Origin of the sequence: uncultured Pseudomonas sp., assembly GCF_913774235.1 — a bacterium.
Taxonomy (GTDB): Bacteria; Pseudomonadota; Gammaproteobacteria; order Pseudomonadales; family Pseudomonadaceae; genus Chryseomonas.
Genome location: NZ_CAJYDW010000016.1, coordinates 1 through 17,508, shown reverse-complemented (window position 1 = coordinate 17,508; position 17,508 = coordinate 1). Strand labels below are relative to the sequence as shown.

Genomic DNA, 17,508 nt, shown 5'->3' with positions numbered 1-17,508 from the left:
GTTCAATCTCCTTGAAGAGCCGCGGATGGGGTGGCAGGACTGAAGTTGTCATCATGCTGCTCCGCGAGTTCGTGCACGATGGACAAGATGGCAATTAGCTTGGGTAGTTGGACTCCAGCTTCTATGGCTTTGAAAAACTCTTCTGGTGTGGTCAGGTCATAGGGCATATCCGGCTCGAGCAACTTCTTATTATCAAAGCTAAGGCATAGCAGGCCTTCGGCTGAAAATTCCAGGTTGAGCTCAACTAATCTTTCGTTCAGACGTAGTAGCGTCAGGAGGGTGATTGGCTTGGCGAATTTGGCGCAAGCCAAGGTTTCGCTGCCCGTCAGCGTGAAGGCACTGTTGAAATCGCTGGAGGTGGGCTCGAAGACCTGGCGCAGATCGACCGCTTTATGGCTGCTGGCGCGTACCGCTATGTTGGCGATCCAAGGGAAATCCATCACTAGGCTGTAGCGATAATAGTGGTGATAGACTTTTCTCTTTCGCGTCTTACTACCACCCTTGCCATCTGAAACTCTAGTGTATACGATCTGTTCGTCAACATAGTGTAACTGGTAGTAGTGATATTTCAGCTCATGCATTCGGCCCAGTGAAGTGCCCTCCAATGCATAGTTGATTTCACGGCTGTAATTACCTCGATGATAATCTCCGAATTGGCTAGATAGATAATCGAGGGAAGCGGCGGTCGGCTCAAGTCCATTGGTGAGTGCAGCAGCGCGCCAGGTTATGTCCTCTGCAAGTTTCGGCACCAATTTGTTACGCCTTCGTATGAAGGCGATACATGCCCATCCAGCGACGACGAAAACCATGAAAAGACCTAGCAAGACCAAGCTCGGGTCCCACGTTATCCATTGGCTAAGCCAAAGCTTCGACTCTGGCGTTACCCCGCAGCATCCCAGCGCCGCCATTATCAGGACTACCGATACGACCCACAGCCTAGCGTTGTAAAATCTGAGCGGCCCCTCGAAGTCACGTAGGCCTTGGGTGGCCGAAAGAAGTTCATCCTTTGTAGTGGCTGCAGCCACTGCCGTGGAGGTGTCGGCCAACAATTTCGATAAGCGACTATTGTGTGTACGGCTGCCCATGGTCTCTTACGCTTGATGAGTGGATAAAGGAGCGCTCAGCAGGCCGCAAGCGCTTGTCTCGGCGCGGATGGATTGCCTGTTGGCCGTACGAGCCGGCACAAACTTTTCACGGGTCACTTTCTTCTCCGGTCAGGTCACTACCGGGCCGCTTTCCGTATTGCGGTCGGCCGATGGCCTGATATATCGAGGCGGAGGCATGGCCTCGGTACGCGAGGTTCGGCGCATGAGTTGAAAGAGATGAGGAGTAGCGAGAGGGTGACTGGCCTTTCCTCGGCTTCGCTGAGCATCCTGCTTGTAGGTCACCGGGGGATTGTAACGAAGATACGTGACGCAGCACGCATTTTTGTTGAGGGGCAGAAGTGTTTGGAAATTCAAGCGGCTAAGCCCAAGGAGGCCGGTCTGGTTTGGCTTTGCTGTCTAGACGGAGCCCAGGATTGCGGTCACTAGTGCCACCTCTGTCGCGCTCGCCTCGACTATGGTGACGGCGTGACTCGTGATTGGTAGCCGAGTCAGAAACTGTGAAGCGATCAGGCATGAAGCTTCCTGCCTTGGGGGTAGCCACCGAAAGACCTGCCCACAACGGAACGTAATTTGCGTGCCAGAGCTCATCGTCTCCCGCCGTTACGAGCCCGCCATGCGCCATTTCGATACCGATGCCCTTGCTACCTTCATCGCGGTGATCGATCACGGTGGTTTCACGGCGGCTGCCGAGCGGATTGGCAAGACCCAGGCGGCGGTAAGTTTGATCGTCAGCCGACTGGAAGAGCGGGTGGGCAAGCGACTGCTGGAGCGCAGTCGCAAGGGGGTACGCCTGACCGCCCAGGGCGAGATCCTGATGGGCTATGCGCGGCGCATGCTGATCCTGGAAGACGAGGCGCTGTGCGCCCTGGAGTGCAAGCTGGAGGCGACCCGGGTGCGCATCGGCATGCCCGACGACTACCTGGACAGCCTCGGCGCCTGGCTGTTGCAGACCTTCTCGGCGCAGCATCCGGAAATCCAGGTGGAGATCCTCTGCGACTTTTCCAAGCGGCTGGAGCCCCAGGTGCAAATGGGGGATCTGGACCTGGCCATCGTCACCCGCGAGGCCGGGCGGCCTAGCGGCGAGTTGCTCTGTGCAGAAGCCCAGGTGTGGTGCAGCGTGGTGGGAAAACGTCCGGAACGGGAGCAGGTGTTACCGCTGTCGCTGTTCGCCGACAGCTGTCGCGCCCGCCCCGGCATCCTCGCGGCACTGGACGAGGTCGGGCGGCCCTGGCGCATCGTGTCTTCGTCGTCTCATCTGCCCGGGGTGCTCGCCGCCGTGCGCCTGGGCGCGGCGGTGACGGTGCTGCCGGCCTCGGTGGTACCCGAGGGGTGGCGTGTGCTGGGCGTGGGCGAGGGCTTGCCACCCCTGCCGCAACTGGAGCTGGCGCTGCTGGTGCCGTCTGGGGCCCGGCTGAGCACCCGGCGGCTGGCCAATTTCATCCGTGATCGCTATCAGGAGCGGCAGCGCGCCGCGATCGCCTAGACGTTGTCCGAACAGTCGCCAAGCGCCGGCACTGTTCGGACCAGTCCCATCCCTACGCCCAGGTCCGGGCCACGTCGGTGAAGGCCGCTTCCAGCTCCGCCAGGACCGCATCGGTATGGGCGAAGGTCAGGTACAGACGGCCATAGGCGACGGGCATCATCAGTACGCCGCGGGCGCGCAGGGCGAAGTGCAGGGCGCGGGTCCATTCGGCATCGACGCTGGTTTCGGCCTGGGCATAGTCGCTGGGGGCCTGGGCGCGGTCCCAGGGGGTGAAGACGCTGCCGTAGCCGCTGCTGGAAAAGGTCAGGCCCTGGGCAGCGAAGGTGCTGACCAGCCGGGCGCGCAGGGCGTCGCCGCGGGCCAGCAGGGCGAAGTAGTCCTGCTTGACCAGCAGCTCGAGGGTGGCAAGCACCGCGGCGCAGGCCGGCGGATTGCCGCTGTAGGTGCCGGCGCGTACCACCTGGCCGCGCTCGAACAGGTCCATGATGGCCGGCTTGCCGAGCAACGCTGCGACCGGAATGCCGCTGCCGATGGCCTTGCCCACTGCCGCGAGGTCAGCGTCCACGCCCAGGTAATGCCCGGTGAGGCCAGCGTGCAGGCGAAAGCCCATCAGCACCTCGTCGAGGATCACCAGGGCGCCATGGCGATGGGCGCGCTCGGTGACGTACTGCAAGTAGCCGGGGGCGGGTTCCAGGCAACCGGCGTTGGCCAGTACCGGCTCCATGAGGATGGCGGCGATGTCGTCGTATTCGGTGAACAGCCGCTCCACGTCGGCGAAGTCGTTGTAGCGCAGCAGCAGCATGCCGTCGCGCTCGGGGCGGGCGCCGGTCATGCGCGCAGCGGGCGACTGGACGTTGCCGAAGGCCACCGGGTCGTACCAGCCGTCGTAGGCGGCGGCGAATTTGACGATGCGACCGCGACCGGTGGCGCTGCGCGCGGTGCGGCAGGCCAGGTGCACGGCCTCGCTGCCGGTGTTGAGGAAGATCACCCGCGACAGGTCACCGCAGCGAGCGGCCAGGGCGGCGGCGGCGGCTTCTTCGCGGGCATGGGCGAAGGACGGCATGGGGCCGTCGGCCTGGGCCTGGGCGACCGCCTCCAGCACCGGGGGCGGGGCATGGCCGAGCAGGGTGGCGCCAAAGCCCATGGCGGTGTCGAGATAGCGCTGGCCACGGTCATCCCAGAGATAGGCGCCCGCGGAGCGGATAACCCGAAAGGCGTGGCCCTGGAGATCGGGCAGGGCGCGTCCTGCGCTGGAGATTCCACCCACGAGAAAGGTCATGACAGGGATACTCGGATTGCGGGTTGATCAGTAACCGAGCAGGCGGGGCAACCAGCCGCTCAGGGAAGGGAAGAGCACGAGCAGGGCGACGGCCACGGCGGTGGCGATCCAGAAGGGCACCAGGCGCCAGGAGACCTCGCCGATGGACAGCCGGGCGACGTTGCAGACCACGAAGATGTTGGTGCCGATCGGTGGAGTGAACAGGCCCCAGCCGAGGGTCACGGTGAAGATCAGGCCGATCTGGTAGGGCTCGAAGCCGGCGGCCTTGGCGATGGGCACCAGGATGGGCGCGAGGATGATCATGGCCGGGCCGAGGTCGAGCCAGAAGCCCACCACCTTGAGCGCCAGCACGATCATCAGCATGGTCAGCAAGGGGCCGGTGTGGAGGTCGACGATCCAGCCGGCCACGGTGTGGGGGACCTGCTCCACGGTGAGGATCCAGCCGAAGGGCATGGCCACCGCCATGATGATCATCACCGAGCCGGTGGTGACCACGGCTTCGTGGATTGCCGGCAGCAGGTCGCGCCAGCGCAGTTCGCGATAGACCAGGGCGCCGGCGGCCAGGGCATAGAGCACCGAGACGGCGGCGGCCTCGGTGGCGGTGGCGAAGCCGCTGACGATGGCGCCGAGCACCAGCACCGGCATCAGCAGCGCCGGCAGGGCGTAGCCGAAGTCGCGCAGCAGCTCGCGCAGCGGCAGGCGCTCGTCGACCTTGGGGAAGTTCTCGCGCACCCCGACCACATAGGCGGTGACCATGAAAGTCAGCGCCAGCAGCACACCGGGGATCAGGCCGGCGACGAACAGGCCGCCGATGGAGGTATTGGTCAGCACGCCATAGAGGATGAGGATGACGCTGGGCGGCACGATGATGCCCAGGGTGCCGGAGGCGGCGGTGACCGCGGCGGCGAAGGCGCGCGGATAACCTCGTTCTTCCATGGCCGGGATCATCACCTTGGCCACCGCGCCGGTGTCGGCGGTGGCGGAGCCGGTCAGGCCGCCGTAGACGAAGGCGGTGGCGACGTTGACCAGGCCCAGGCCGCCGCGGAAGCGACCGAGGAAGTGCTCGGCGATGCGCATGATGCGCCGGGTCAGGCCGCCGCGATTCATCAGCTCGCCGGCCAGCAGGAACAGCGGGATGGAGCTCAGGGTGGCGGAATCGGCACCACGGATGGTCTGCTGCGCGAGCCAGGCCAGCGGCATGCTCAGGTCGCCCACCAGCAGGGCGACGATGCTGGCGCCGGCCATGGCCCAAACGATGGGAATGCCGGTCAGCAACAGCACGATGAAGGCGAGGAACAGCGCGAGGACGGTCATGCCTGGGGCTCCCGGCGGATACAGAGGCGCCACAGCCGCAGCAGGGCAATGATGACGAGCATGGCCGCGGCACTGACCAGCGCCAGGGTCATCAGGCCGGAGGGCCAGCGCAGCACCGGGGTCGGTACCCGGCCGGAGCGCTCCAGCACCGCCCAGCCGCTGGTCAGCAGCCAGAGGCTGACGCCCAGCAGCACCAGGCAGCCGAACACCTGCAGGGCGCGTTGGCCGGCGGGTGGCAGGAGCAGCAGGACGCCGACGAAGCGCACGTTCTCGCCCCGTAGCTCGGCCAGCACGCAGCCGACGAAGGTGACCCAGACGAAGCTCAGAGCGGCGATCTCGAAGGACCATTCGAAGCCGGGCAGGTGGAAGTAGCGCGCCACCACCCCGCCGGTGATGGCGCCGAAGGTGGCGAGGAACAGGAGGACGCCCACGGCCTGCAACAGGCGCTCGGGTCGCGCGGGACGGTGCGGTACGTGGGTCGGATCGCTCATGGCTCAGCGGGCCTCGCGCGCGGCGCTGCGGGTCTGGTCGACGAAGGCCTGGCCCCATTCACCGGCGAAGCGGGTGTAGACCGGATCGACCAGGGCCTGGAAGGGCGCCCCGTCGACGCTGTTGACCTGCACGCCCTTGGCCTTGAGTTCGGCGAGGACCTTGGCGTAGGTGGCGTCCAGCTGGCCGCGATACCAGGTCACGGTGTCCTGCGTCGCCTTGCGCAGCGCTTCACGCTGGGGTTCGCTCAGGCTGTCGTAGGTGTCCTTGTTCATGAACCAGTAGTTGGCCGACCAGATGTAGTTGGACAGCGACAGGTACTTGGCCACCTCGAACCATTTCTGGTCGTAGAAATCGCGCATTTCCGGCTCGACGCCATCCACCACGCCGGATTGCAGGGCGCTGTAGACCTCGCCGAAGGGGATCGACTGGGCCAGGGCGCCGAGTTGCTTGAGGGTGGCGAGGATGACCGGATTCGGCGGGGTACGGATCTTCAGGCCGGCCAGGTCGGCCGGGGCGACGATGGGGTGCTTGCTGTTGGCGAATTGGCGGAAACCCGAATCCAGGGCGCCCAGCAGCACGTAGCCATGGTCCTGGCCGAGGCCCAGCAGGGCCTTGCCCTGGGGGCCGTCGAGGAAGGCGTGGACGTTGGCCGCGTCGCGGAACAGGAAGGGCAGGGAGACCACGTTGAGACGCGGATCTATGGCGTCCACCGCGCCGCCCAGGCCGATGTCGATGGAGCCGTTGCCGACCCCCTCGGCGATGGGACCTTCGTCACCGAGCTGGCCATCGGGGAAGACCTTGACGGTCAGCTCGCCCTTGGACTCGGTCTTGAGTTCCTCGGCGAAGCGCTGCACCGCCTGGTTGATCAGGCTGTCGCTGCTGGAGGCGTGGGCCAGGCGCAGGGCGCGGGCGGCGGAAGCGCTCTGCAGGTCGAGCAGACCCAGGGTGGTGGAGAGGGCGATGGCGAGCCAGCTGAGGCGCGCCTTGGTCCGGCGTTGCGGCATGGTGCTGCTCCTGAGGGAGGGGGCCGGGGGTGGCGCCCTTGCTCAGGGATACTGCCAAGCTTTGCCGCTGTGCTGGATAAAGATGCGTAATGCTGGGATAAGCGGCCGTCAGCGTCCGACGTGGCCCACCACCCAGCGCAGCGACGCCGGGAGCATGGGGCCATGACCCAGATCCGGCAGGGTTTCGAAGTGCACCGCTATGCCCGGGACCTGGCCGAGTCGGTCGGCCAGGCGTTGCGTGGCGTCGGCCGGGACCTGGCTCTGGAAGTGGGCGGGCAGCTCGCGCTCGTTGCCGCCTTGCAGCAGAACGAGTTCGGCGGGATGTCCTTGGAGGCGTTGCGCCAGGGCCTGGTCATCCGGGGGCAGGGCGGCGGGGCTCCACCACAGCGAGGGGCTGACGGCGTAGCCACGGACGAAGGCGTCCGGGCGGGTGAGCAGGGCGTGAAGGACGAACAGCCCGCCCAGGGAATGGCCCCAGAGTGCGCGCTGACTGCGGTCGAGGGGCACCTGCTGCGCCACTGTTGGCTCCAGGCGCTCCAGCAGCCAGGCGAGAAAACCATCGGCGCCGCCGGTGGCCAGCTGGCGAAAGCGATCGCTGGTGGGCGCAGTGGGGGTGTAGTCGTAGGCCCGCCCAGGGCCATCGATGCGCTTGCCGCCCGCATAGCCCACCGCGACCAGCACTGGCGGGTGCGGGCGCCGGGCCAGGTCATCGAGCAGCTCGGCATTCAGGCCGCCCAGGGCGGCGTTGCCGTCGAGCAGATAGAGCACGGGATAGCCGGTTGCCGGCGCCGGGCTGGCGGGGCGGGCGATCCAGACCTGGTAGTGACGCTCGCCGTCGGCGGAATCCAGGCGCAGGTCGCTGAAGGTGTAGCCCTGGCCGGGGTGGACGAGGACGCTGGCATCCATGGGTTCGTCGACGGGGCGGGCCTGGGCGCAAGGGACTAGGAGCAGCAGGGCGAGGACCAGCCCGGCGGACAGGCGCGGCATGCAGCGGGAAAGCGCAGGGAGCATTGGCGAACGAGACTCGTTTTCATAAAGAAGGGCGAGCCTACCGATGTCCGGCTGGCCTGGCCATACTGGCCAGGCGTCTACGTGACCCCAGGAGGCTTCATGCATCATCCCCACCTGTTGTTCGATCTCGACGGCACCCTCACCGATTCACGCCTGGGCATCACCCGGGCGATTCAGGTGGCGCTGCGCGCCGAGGGGATCGAGGAGCCCGATCTGCGCAGGCTGGAGGTCTTCATCGGCCCACCGCTGCTGCAGAGCTTCATGACCCACTACGGCTTCGACGAGGCGCGCGCCTGGCGTGCGGTGGAGGCCTACCGGGTGTATTTCCGGGCGACCGGTCTGTACGAGAACGAACTCTATGCCGGCATCCGCGACTTGCTGGCCAACCTGCAGGCAGCCGGGCGACAGCTCTACCTGGTGACGGCCAAGCCGCGAGTATTCGCCGTGGAAATCATGAGGCACTTCGCCTTGACGGACTTCTTCACCGCCCTGCACGGCAGCGAACTGGACGGCACCCGCGGTGACAAGACCGAGTTGCTCCGCCATGTGCTGGCGACGGAAGGGCTTGCGCCGGAGACCTGCCTGATGCTGGGCGACCGCGAGCACGATCTTATCGCTGCGCGGGCGAACGGTGTGGCGGCGGTGGCTCTGGGCTATGGCTTCGGCAGCCAGGAAGAGCTGGAGCGGCAGTGCCCAGCTTTTCACTTCCACAGCGTGGACGCCTTGCGCCGGGGCTTCGGGCTGTAGGGCACGGCGCGACCTGCGCGGCCTGAGCCGGCAGGTCGGTGCGATGGCTCAACCGCAGGTAGCGGTCTGCACCACCAGGGTGGCGCTGGTGGTGATGGATAGGCGCTGGGAGTTGAAGTCCATGGTCATCGGGTCCTGCGGACGGACCACGCGGACGACCTGGGCACCCGCGCGCTGACGGCTTTCCTCGGCCAGGGCCGGGGTCAGGGCCTTGCCGACCAGATCCTGGACCAGGTCGGAGTTGCAACGGCCGCTGCTGCTGGCGGCACCGCTCGTGGTCGGGCTGGTCGCCGCTGCCGGAGTGTCCTGCGTTGCCTGCGAGCTGCAACCGGCCAGCAGGGTGAAGAACGCAGCGCCAGCCAGCAGGAGAGGGGTCTTGAAGCTCATGAGTTCGCCTTTTCGATCGTGAGAGGAGGAACCTTAACCCGTACGGGCTTCTGCATGGACCCCTCCAGGGTGGGCATTGTTACAAATCGCGAGCCAGGCAACGCCGATGGCGGCCCGTGCGAGGTGCCTTGGGCAGATAAAGTTAATAAATATAACGTTCGGTAATCGGCCAGATTCGCGCGGGATGGCTTGATCCATTTTTGCCATCGACCATCATCGAACCAGGGCCGCCCGGCCCCCAAAGGTGACGACAACAACAACAAAGGGACACCCGCCATGTCAGCTCGCTATCCATCCGTCTTGCCTCCTGACCCTCATCCGATCCGTGCCCGCTAGGCCCTGATCCACGCGCCCCGCGGCGCCTTCCGCCTCTTTCGTCAGGACGGTCACTCCATGTCAGCATCGCGCTCGCCCCAGGCCTGCGCACGGGCTCGCTCGTGCCTCGCCTTTGCCTCTCTCACCTCCCTGCTGATCGGCCAGGGAGCCCTGGCTGCGCCTTCCACCACGCTGGAAAGCGCCCGGCCCAAACCCCTCAACAACCTGGAGACGGCGCGGCCGTTGCCGCCCGGGCCACCGCGCTGGGTCGAGGACTATCGCTTCCTCGACGATCCGGCCAAGCGCACCGATCCCTTCGATGGGCTGCGCTACCAGCGGCTGAGCGATTCGGCCTGGCTGCAGACCGGTGCCGAGGCGCGCTACCGCTTCGACACCATCCGCAATCCGGTCTTCGGCCGGCGCGGGGTGGCGACCGATCACTACATCCAGCAGCGTCTGCAGCTGCACGCCGACCTGCACCTGTTCGATGATGCCGTGCGTGCCTTCGTCCAGCTGGAGAACACCCGCGCCTGGAACAAGGCGCTCTACGGCCCCTATGACCAGAGCCGCACCGAGCTGCACCAGGCCTTCATCGACCTCAACACGCCGCTGGCCGGCGGCAAGCTGATGACCCGGGTCGGCCGCCAAGAGCTGGGCTACGGCAACCAGGCCTTCGTCACCTACCGCGATGCCCGCAATATCCGCCTCAACTTCGACGGGTTGCGCCTGGCCTGGAGTCGCCCGGACGGCTATCGACTGGACGCCTTCGGCCTGCGACCCGTGGTGACCGGCGAAGACAGCTTCGACGACGGCTCCAACAACGCGGTCAAGTTCTACGGCCTCTACGGCACCCTGCCGCTGACCGGGCCGCTCAAGCTGGATGTCTATGGCTTCGGCCTGGAGACCGACCAGCGCACCCTGGATGGCCTGACCGGCGCGGAAAAGCGTTACACCGCCGGCATCCGCCTGTTCGGCAATGCCGGTCCCTGGGACTGGACCTGGGACCTGGCGGGGCAGACCGGGCATCTGGCCGGGGCGCAGATCCGTGCCTGGGGCCTGAGCAGCGAGACCGGCTATCGCTTCACCGGCGCCTGGAAGCCGCGCCTGGCCTTGCGGGTGGACGCCGCCAGTGGCGATCACGGCCTGGGTGACGACCGTGTCGGCACCTTCGATCCGCTCTACCCGAAGAATGGCTTCTATGGCGACTCCGGCCTCACCACCCTCGCCAATCTCTACCTGGTCGGGCCGCTGCTGACCCTGGCGCCGCACCCGACCCTGCAGCTGGAGAGCGGCCTGTTCGGCGTCTGGCGGCAGAGTACCGAAGACGGCGTCTACTTGCCGGGCATGACCACGGTGCCGGGCACCGTCGCCAGCTCGGCGCGCAAGGCCGGCAATCTCTGGCGCAACAACCTGCGCTGGATGCCCACCGCCAATCTGACCCTGGACCTGGAATACAGCTACTTCCAGGCCGGCGCCGCGGTGCGCCAGGCCGACGGCGACGACACCAGTTTCCTGATGGTCGCTACCACCTTCCGCTTCTGAGGAGTCCACCATGCGCCTGCTCTCCACCGCCCCGCCCGGGGCCCGCCTGACCCTCGTACTGTGCTTCATCGTCGCCCTGCTGGAGGGCATGGATCTCCAGGCCATGGGCATCGCCGCCCCGGCCATGGCCAAGGCCTTCGGCTTCCAGCCGGGGCAGATGGGCCTGGTGTTCAGCGCCAGCATCCTCGGCCTGCTGCCCGGCGCCTTCATCGGTGGCTGGTGCGCCGACCGTATCGGTCGCAAGAGGGTGCTGATCGCCTGCGTGCTGATCTTCGGCGTCTTCTCGGTGGCCACCGCCCATGTCTGGAGTCTGGAGAGCCTGCTGCTGGCGCGGCTGCTCACCGGCATCGGCCTGGGCGGTGCCCTGCCCAATCTGATCGCCCTGTCCGCCGAATCGGTGGACGAGCGCGCCCGGGCCACGGCGGTCAGCCTGATGTACTGCGGCGTGCCCCTGGGCGGTGCCCTGGCAGCGGTGGTGGGGCTGCTGGACGTGGGGCGCTGGCAGACGGTGTTCTACGTCGGCGGCCTGGCCCCCCTGCTGGTGGCGCCGCTGCTCGGGCGCTACCTGGTGGAGACCGCCGGCTTTCTGCGCAATCGAGGCGGGACTCAGGCGGGCGGTCCGCGCGGGGCCTGGCTCGGCGCCATCCCGCTGTCGACCACCCTGCTGCTGTGGCTGGGCTACTTCTTCACCCTTACGGTGATGTACATGCTGCTCAACTGGCTGCCGTCGCTGCTGGTGGGGCAGGGTTTCAGCCGCGGCCAGGCGGTGGGGGTGCAGATCCTCTTCAACCTCGGCGGCGGCATCGGCTCGGTGCTGTTCGGCCTGCTCATGGATCGCTGGCGGCCGCGGCTGACGGTGCTGGCCATCTACCTGGGCATCCTGCTCGGCCTCGCCGGGCTGGGGCTGGCCAAGGCCTATCCGCTGGTGGCCCTGGCCGGTTTCACCGCCGGGCTGTTCGTGGTCGGCGGCCAGCTGGTGCTCTATGCCCTGGCGCCGCAACTCTATCCAGCGGCGGTACGGGCCACCGGGACCGGTGCGGCGGTGGCGGTCGGGCGCCTCGGGGCCATGGCCGGACCGCTGCTGGCGGGACAGGTCCTGGCCCTGGGCGGTGGTGCGGCGACCCTGGTGGTGGCCACCACCCCGGCAGTGCTGGTGGCGGCGGGCGCGGTGCTGGCCCTGTTGCACCGGCGGGCACCGGCGCCGACCGCCACCACCACCGCAGAGGCGCCTGGTCATGCGTAACGGCCTGAGCGCGCTGTACGACGATGTCCTGCTGCTGGACGGCGTGCGCACGCCCTGGACCGATCTGAATGGTGCCCTCGGCCAGGTGTCGCCCACCGACCTGGGCATTGCCGTGGCGCGGGCGCTGCTGGCGCGCGGGCATGACGCCGAGGCGGTGGACAGCGTGCTGGCCGGCGCGGTGGCCCAGGCCAGCTTCGATGCCTATCTGCTGCCGCGGCATATCGGCCTCTATGCCGGGGTGCCCGAGGCGGTGCCGGCGCTGCAGGTGCAAAGGGTCTGCGGCACCGGCCTGGAGCTGCTGCGCCAGGCTGGCGACCAGCTGCAGAGCGGCCAGGCCAGCCAGGTGCTGTGCGTGGCGGCCGAATCCATGACGCGCAATCCCATCGCCGCCTATACCCACCGCAGTGGCTTTCGCCTCGGCGCGCCGGTGGAATTCCACGACTTTCTCTGGGAGGCGCTCAAGGATCCGGCGGCCGGACTGGACATGATCGCCACTGCGGAGCGGCTGGCGCAGCGTCTTGGCATCGCCCGTGAAGACGTCGATGCCTGGGCGTGGCGCAGTTTCGAGCGGGCTCTGGCGGCCCAGCGCAGCGGCTGGTGGCGGGACGAGATCGTACCGGTGGCGGCGGCACGCTTCGAATGCGCCGGGCTGGAGCCACGGGAGTTGCGCCTGCCGCGCGGCTGCGCGGTGGTCGACAGCGACAGCCATCCGCGGGAGACCTCGCGGGAGGCCCTGGCGCGTCTGGTTCCCGTGCACGAGGGCGGCGTCCAGACCGCTGGCAACAGCTGCGCGGTGGCCGATGGTGCCGCCGCCGTGCTGCTGGCGCGGGGCGCCGACGCTGCGCCGGGTCAGGCGCTGGCCTGGGTGCGGGGCTCCTGCGTGGTGGGGGTGCCGCCCGCGCTCATGGGCAGCGGTCCGGTGCCGGCCATCCAGGGCTTGCTCGACCGCGCCGGCCTGACCCTGGACGCCATCGACCGCCTGGAGATCAACGAGGCCCAGGGCGCCCAGCTGCTGGCGGTGCAGCGGTCCCTGGAGCTGGACCCGGAACGGCTCAACGTGCACGGCGGCGCCATCGCCCTCGGCCATCCGCTGGCCGCCACCGGGCTGCGCCTGGCCATCACCCTGGCCCGACAGCTGCGCGCCGAGGGGCTCAGGTACGGGGTGGCGGCGGTGTGCATCGGCGGCGGTCAGGGGATGGCGGTGTTGCTGGAGAATCCGGGTTGGCGGGAGTAGGGCGGTTGCGCTAGAGGGCTCCCTCTCCCTCGGGGAGAGGGTTGGGGTGAGGGGCAGGTGCCAGGGATTGATTGCGGTGTGTTGGGCTTCGCGGGGCTCAGCGCCAAGCTAGGGAACTGATCGCGGCCATGGCGGTCCGCCGATGCGGCCGCTCCTACAGGGGGTGATGCTTTTGTAGGAGCGGCCGCGATGGCTTTGCAGGCGTACAGGATGGCGACACCCTTGTCGGGCTTCGCGACGTTCGGCTCCCACCTAGGGAACTGCCTCCATGGGCAGCGGGACCAGTGGCGGGAAGTGAATGGCCACGCGTAATCCGCGACCGCTGGCCGGGGTGGCCAATTCGATGCCGGCGTCATGGGCGGTGGCGATGTCGCGGACGATGGCCAGGCCCAGGCCGGTACCGTGAATGCCGCGGTCGAGGCGGTAGAAGCGCTCGAAGATGCGTTCGCGCTCGGCCTCGGGTATCCCCGGGCCATCGTCTTCCACCTCCAGCAGGGTCGCTCCGGCGTGGCTGCGCAGGCGAACCGTGACCTGGCCGCCGCGCGGGGTGTATCTGAGGGCGTTGTCCACCAGGTTGTCGAGCAGGTCGCGCAGCTGGAAGGCGTTGCCCAGGATGGTCTGCGGTTCCAGTTCGTAGCCCAGGTCGATACCGTGGTGATCGGCCGCGGCCAGCTGGCTGGGCATGGCCTCGTTGATCAGGTCGTCCAGCTGCAGAGGCTCGCGCGGCGGGCTTTCCAGGCGGGCGGTGGCGGCCCGGGCCAGGGTCAGCAGCTGGTTGGTCTGCCGGGTCATGCGTTCGGTGGCGGCTTCCAGCTGGGCCAGGGCGGCAGCGCTGTCGGCATCGCCGGCGTGGCGTTGGCGCAGCCACTGGGTCAGGGTGCTGATGCCGGCCAGCGGGGTGCGCAGCTGGTGCGCCATGTCGTCGAGAAAGGCGCGCTGGTTGCGTGCGCCGTCGCGCACCCGCAGCAGCAGGTTGTTGAGGGCGGTGACGAAGGGCGCCAGCTCGCGCAGCGCCCCTTCCTCGCGCAGGGGCGCGAGGTCGTCGTAGTGGCGGCTGTCGAGCTGGCGCTCCAGCCGCTCCAGGGGTTTCAGGCCGCGGCGTACCGCCCACAGCAGCTGGGCGGCGATCAGCAGCGCGACCAGCAACTGCACCACCACCAGGGTGATGACCATGCGATGCAGGGCGGCGGTGTGGCGACTGAGCGTCTGGGCGACGCTGGCCACCACCGGCTGGCCCGCCACATTGCCGAGGCGGCCGACCATGAAGACGGAGCGATCGTTGATGCGCGCGCGCCTGGCGGTAGTGTGGCCATCGCGCATCTCGTCGGTCACCTCCTGCGCCGGCACAGCTTCGTCGCCGAACAGCAAACGACCATCGAGGGAACGCACCGCCAGCCAGACGTGGTCGTGGCTGTTGTGCCGCAGCAGATAGTCGGCCTCCGCCGGGAGCCACAGCCGGCCGTTGCCATCCACCTCCAGCTGTTCCAGCAGCAGGATGGCGGCGTCGGTGAGGTCGCCATCCAGGGCGCTGAACGCCGGCTTGCGGGCGAACTGATAGCTGATCACCGCGCCGCCAAGGTTGACCAGCAGCACCGGCAGCACCAGCCATTTCAGCAGGCGGCGGCGCAGGCTGGGCGCGGCGCTGGTCATGGTGCGGCTTCCTCCAGGCGATAGCCGAAGCCGCGCACGGTGCGGATGCCGACGCCGGAGTCGGCGAGCTTCAGGCGCAGCCGCGAAACATAGACTTCCACCGCGTTATGGGTCAGGTCTTCGCTGCCCCAGGGCGCCAGGGCGTCGATGATCTGCTGCTTGGAGACCACCTTGCCGGCCTGACGCAGCAGGTGCTCGAGCACCGCCCACTCGCGGGCGGAGAGATCCAGCGGCGTATCGCCCAGGCGCGCCTGATGGGCCGCGGTGTCGAGACGCAGGGCGCCCAGGACCAGATCGGCACTGTTCTGGCCGCCGGCGCGGCGGGCCAGGGCCTTGATCCGCGCCACCAGCTCGGGCACGGCGAAGGGCTTGACCAGGTAGTCGTCGGCGCCCACCTCGAAGCCGTGCACCCGGTCGTCGATGGCGTCGCGGGCGGTGAGCAGCAGGACCGGCTGATCGCTGCCACGCTGGCGCAGGCGACGGACCACCTCGAAGCCGTCCAGCCCGCCGGGCAGGCCGATGTCCAGCACCACCACGGCGAAGCGGGTGGTACGCAGCCAGGCGTCGGCCTCGGCGCCGTTGCGCAGCAGGTCGACCTGCATGCCATGGCCTTCCAGGACGCGGCGGATGCCGTCCGCCAGGGTGGCGTCGTCCTCGACGAGCAGGATGTGCATGGGGAAAGTCCTTAGTCCGGCAAGGCGCAGAAATCGCCCAGCGCCCGCAGCAGCGCCAGGCGGTGGAGGTCGTCGGGCCGCGCGGCGGCGAGGTGGGCGGTGAGGGCGCGGTCCAGTTGCGCCGGGCAATCCGCGGCCGCGCGCAGCCCGCCGGTGGCGGCCAGACCGGCGAGCAGGCGCGCCTGCAGGTCATTGAGCTGGGTGCGGAGCGCGGCCAGATCGATGCTCGCGGCGGGCAGCGGGCGCTCGCCGCGGCGCCAAGCGGCCAGCAGGCCGTATTGCACCAGCTTGTTGGCTTCCATCTGGGCGGCGAAGAAGGTCTGGGCGGTGGCCGGATTCACCCGTGCCCCCGGGGCGGCCTGGGCGACGTCCTGCAGTACCTGGCGCTCGCGGGCTTCATCGAGTACCGGTTTGCCGCTGTCGTGCTTGCTGCGGGCCACCTGGTCGGCCACGGCCAGGCGCTGGGCCATGGCCTCCAGCAGGTCGGACAGGGGCGCAGGTGCGGCCTGGGCCTGCAGGGCGATGCTCAAGAGCGGGATGGCGAGCCAGCGAACGCCACACATGACGACCTCCAGGGCGCAAGGAAAAGGGCATCGAAACTCGCACGGGGCGGCGGGGTGGTCAAGCTGGCGAGGGAGGGCGGTTGCGTGGGAGGACGGCGGGGGCGTTGGGGCTGCCCTCACCCCAGCCCTCTCCCAGGGGGAAAGGGGGCGGAGCGGTATCGGGATTTGGGCTGGGGTAGGGTGGAAAACCGCGCCGCGTTTTCCACGCGAAGGGCCGTGCCGCGAATGGCGATGTCCCGGTGGATGAGGCTGTGGCGTCACCTACCATGCGCGGCTACGCGGCTCACCCCAGCCTCTCCCAGGGGGAACAGGGGGCATAGATAGGCCCTAGGCCTCCTGCGCTGCACGCATCTCGGCAGTGAGGAGCTGGAGGCGGGCGTCGAGGGCACTCAGGGCGCCGGCGTCGGCGGCGGTGTCCAGGCTCAGGCGTAGGGCGGCCAGCACCAGCAGTTCGGTGGCATCGCCGCGGCGGCGGTCGCCCTGGATGGCGACCAATTCGTCGCGCAGGCGGGCGGCGGCCTGCTGCAGGGCGGCGCGATCGCCTTCGGCCACCTTGAAGCGATAGCGGCGACCGAGCACCTCTACCTCGTCGTCGGCGCCCGGGTTGGCGCTCTTCACTCGACGCTGGCCGCGTGGCGTTGCTCGGCGTCGGCGGCCACGGCCTGCTCGACCGACTGTGCTGACAGCAGGGCCAGCAAGCCTTCCACACGCTGGCGGGTGCCGGCGCCGGCTTCTTCCTGCTCCATCAGGCTCAGTTGCAGGGTGTCGTTTTCCTCGCGCGCGGCCGCCAGGGCTTGCTCCAGCTCCTGGGTCCGGGCGGTCAGGCGCTGGTTGCGTTGCAGCAGGTCGCGGATCGCGGTTTCCAGTTCGCTCAGGGTCTTGTCCAGCATGGGCGCGGTCGTCTCTCGTGTCAGGTTCGGGGCTGCCAAGGGCGGCAGGGGGAACATTCTAGGCTTCTCACCGATCACCGACACCCCGTTCGTCGTGGGCTAAGCCCTTGTTTTGCCAAGGAGTTCACGGGGGTGGACAGGGACCTGACCGGCTGTCAGGCAGTTGTCAGGTTGCGCTAAGGGGGCCGTAAGGCGATACGCCTTAGTCTGGGCTCATCGCGTCGGCTGTCCTGCCCCGGCGCCCCTCGTTTCGGATGAGCCGCCATGACCGATCTGCCCAAGAACGCTACCCCGCGCGTACTGGACGAGCCTTTCCTGCCGTTCTCCCGCCCCAGCATCGGTGCGGAGGAGGTAGCCGCGGTGAGCCAGGTGCTCACCTCGGGCTGGATCACCACCGGCCCCCAGGCCAACCTGCTGGAGGAGCGCTTCGCCGCCTCGGTGGGCGCGGCCCACGCCGTGGCTCTGTGCTCGGCCACCGCGGCCATGCACGTGACCCTGCTGGCGCTGGACATCGGCCCCGGCGACGAGGTGATCACCCCCTCGCTGACCTGGGTCTCCACCGCCAACATGATCA

The 17,508-nt window shown here is 68.1% G+C and carries 18 protein-coding genes; 6 read left to right on the top strand and 12 right to left on the bottom strand.

What is annotated here, in order from left to right; all coding sequences use genetic code 11:
• Window positions 1–2: 2 nt before the first annotated feature.
• Window positions 3–809 (bottom strand): hypothetical protein, encoded by an 807-nt coding sequence (locus tag QZ471_RS15245; protein ID WP_295465227.1) that lies wholly within the window; start codon window positions 807–809, stop codon window positions 3–5.
• A gap of 910 nt (window positions 810–1,719) precedes the next feature.
• On the opposite strand from QZ471_RS15245, the gene QZ471_RS15240 reads away from it, so the two are divergent.
• Complete coding sequence (locus QZ471_RS15240) at window positions 1,720–2,589, top strand: LysR substrate-binding domain-containing protein (protein ID WP_295465226.1); 870 nt, start codon at window positions 1,720–1,722, stop codon at window positions 2,587–2,589.
• A gap of 52 nt (window positions 2,590–2,641) precedes the next feature.
• On the opposite strand, the gene QZ471_RS15235 is transcribed toward QZ471_RS15240, so the two are convergent.
• The 5 genes from QZ471_RS15235 to QZ471_RS15215 all read right to left on the bottom strand — a co-directional run bounded on the left by QZ471_RS15235 (window position 2,642) and on the right by QZ471_RS15215 (window position 7,689).
• Window positions 2,642–3,868, bottom strand: a complete 1,227-nt coding sequence (locus QZ471_RS15235; RefSeq protein WP_295465224.1) for an aminotransferase class III-fold pyridoxal phosphate-dependent enzyme — start codon at window positions 3,866–3,868, stop codon at window positions 2,642–2,644.
• Between the two features lie 27 nt (window positions 3,869–3,895).
• Window positions 3,896–5,182 (bottom strand): TRAP transporter large permease, encoded by a 1,287-nt coding sequence (locus tag QZ471_RS15230; protein WP_295465222.1) that lies wholly within the window; start codon window positions 5,180–5,182, stop codon window positions 3,896–3,898.
• On the bottom strand, window positions 5,179–5,673 hold the full coding sequence (locus tag QZ471_RS15225; protein WP_295465221.1) for a TRAP transporter small permease: 495 nt from the start codon (window positions 5,671–5,673) through the stop codon (window positions 5,179–5,181). The genes QZ471_RS15230 and QZ471_RS15225 overlap by 4 nt, the downstream gene beginning before the upstream one ends.
• A gap of 3 nt (window positions 5,674–5,676) precedes the next feature.
• Complete coding sequence (locus QZ471_RS15220; RefSeq protein ID WP_295465219.1) at window positions 5,677–6,678, bottom strand: TRAP transporter substrate-binding protein; 1,002 nt, start codon at window positions 6,676–6,678, stop codon at window positions 5,677–5,679.
• Between the two features lie 108 nt (window positions 6,679–6,786).
• On the bottom strand, window positions 6,787–7,689 hold the full coding sequence (locus tag QZ471_RS15215) for an alpha/beta hydrolase-fold protein (protein ID WP_295465217.1): 903 nt from the start codon (window positions 7,687–7,689) through the stop codon (window positions 6,787–6,789).
• Window positions 7,690–7,788: 99 nt separating this feature from the next.
• On the opposite strand from QZ471_RS15215, the gene QZ471_RS15210 reads away from it, so the two are divergent.
• Window positions 7,789–8,436 carry an HAD hydrolase-like protein gene (locus QZ471_RS15210; protein ID WP_295465215.1) on the top strand — a complete coding sequence of 216 codons (648 nt, stop codon included), beginning with the start codon at window positions 7,789–7,791 and terminating at the stop codon, window positions 8,434–8,436.
• 48 nt (window positions 8,437–8,484) lie between these two features.
• Here the strand turns inward: QZ471_RS15210 and QZ471_RS15205 are convergent, their stop codons facing one another.
• Window positions 8,485–8,823: an I78 family peptidase inhibitor gene (locus tag QZ471_RS15205; protein WP_295465213.1), complete on the bottom strand. Its 339-nt coding sequence runs from the start codon at window positions 8,821–8,823 to the stop codon at window positions 8,485–8,487.
• 393 nt (window positions 8,824–9,216) lie between these two features.
• On the opposite strand from QZ471_RS15205, the gene QZ471_RS15200 reads away from it, so the two are divergent.
• The 3 genes from QZ471_RS15200 to QZ471_RS15190 are packed head-to-tail and all read left to right on the top strand — an operon-like array spanning window position 9,217 to window position 13,157.
• Window positions 9,217–10,680 carry an alginate export family protein gene (locus tag QZ471_RS15200; RefSeq protein WP_295465211.1) on the top strand — a complete coding sequence of 488 codons (1,464 nt, stop codon included), beginning with the start codon at window positions 9,217–9,219 and terminating at the stop codon, window positions 10,678–10,680.
• 10 nt (window positions 10,681–10,690) lie between these two features.
• Window positions 10,691–11,923 carry a 3-(3-hydroxy-phenyl)propionate transporter MhpT gene (mhpT, locus tag QZ471_RS15195; protein ID WP_295465209.1) on the top strand — a complete coding sequence of 411 codons (1,233 nt, stop codon included), beginning with the start codon at window positions 10,691–10,693 and terminating at the stop codon, window positions 11,921–11,923.
• On the top strand, window positions 11,916–13,157 hold the full coding sequence (locus QZ471_RS15190; protein ID WP_295465207.1) for a thiolase family protein: 1,242 nt from the start codon (window positions 11,916–11,918) through the stop codon (window positions 13,155–13,157). Before mhpT ends, QZ471_RS15190 begins: the two co-directional genes overlap by 8 nt.
• Window positions 13,158–13,409: 252 nt before the next feature.
• Here QZ471_RS15190 and QZ471_RS15185 read toward each other — a convergent pair whose 3' ends face one another.
• The 5 genes from QZ471_RS15185 to QZ471_RS15165 all read right to left on the bottom strand — a co-directional run bounded on the left by QZ471_RS15185 (window position 13,410) and on the right by QZ471_RS15165 (window position 16,934).
• Window positions 13,410–14,807: a sensor histidine kinase gene (locus QZ471_RS15185; protein ID WP_295465205.1), complete on the bottom strand. Its 1,398-nt coding sequence runs from the start codon at window positions 14,805–14,807 to the stop codon at window positions 13,410–13,412.
• On the bottom strand, window positions 14,804–15,481 hold the full coding sequence (locus QZ471_RS15180; protein ID WP_295465203.1) for a response regulator transcription factor: 678 nt from the start codon (window positions 15,479–15,481) through the stop codon (window positions 14,804–14,806). Before QZ471_RS15180 ends, QZ471_RS15185 begins: the two co-directional genes overlap by 4 nt.
• A gap of 11 nt (window positions 15,482–15,492) precedes the next feature.
• On the bottom strand, window positions 15,493–16,044 hold the full coding sequence (locus QZ471_RS15175; protein ID WP_295465201.1) for a chorismate mutase: 552 nt from the start codon (window positions 16,042–16,044) through the stop codon (window positions 15,493–15,495).
• 327 nt (window positions 16,045–16,371) lie between these two features.
• The gene (gene zapA / locus QZ471_RS15170; RefSeq protein ID WP_295465199.1) at window positions 16,372–16,662 is read right to left on the bottom strand and encodes a cell division protein ZapA; all 291 of its coding nucleotides are present in this window, start codon (window positions 16,660–16,662) and stop codon (window positions 16,372–16,374) included.
• Window positions 16,659–16,934 carry a hypothetical protein gene (locus QZ471_RS15165; protein ID WP_295465197.1) on the bottom strand — a complete coding sequence of 92 codons (276 nt, stop codon included), beginning with the start codon at window positions 16,932–16,934 and terminating at the stop codon, window positions 16,659–16,661. The genes zapA and QZ471_RS15165 overlap by 4 nt, the downstream gene beginning before the upstream one ends.
• A gap of 300 nt (window positions 16,935–17,234) precedes the next feature.
• Here QZ471_RS15165 and QZ471_RS15160 point away from each other — a divergent pair.
• Window positions 17,235–17,508: DegT/DnrJ/EryC1/StrS family aminotransferase (locus QZ471_RS15160; RefSeq protein ID WP_295465946.1), on the top strand; the 274-nt coding region annotated here is incomplete at its 3' end.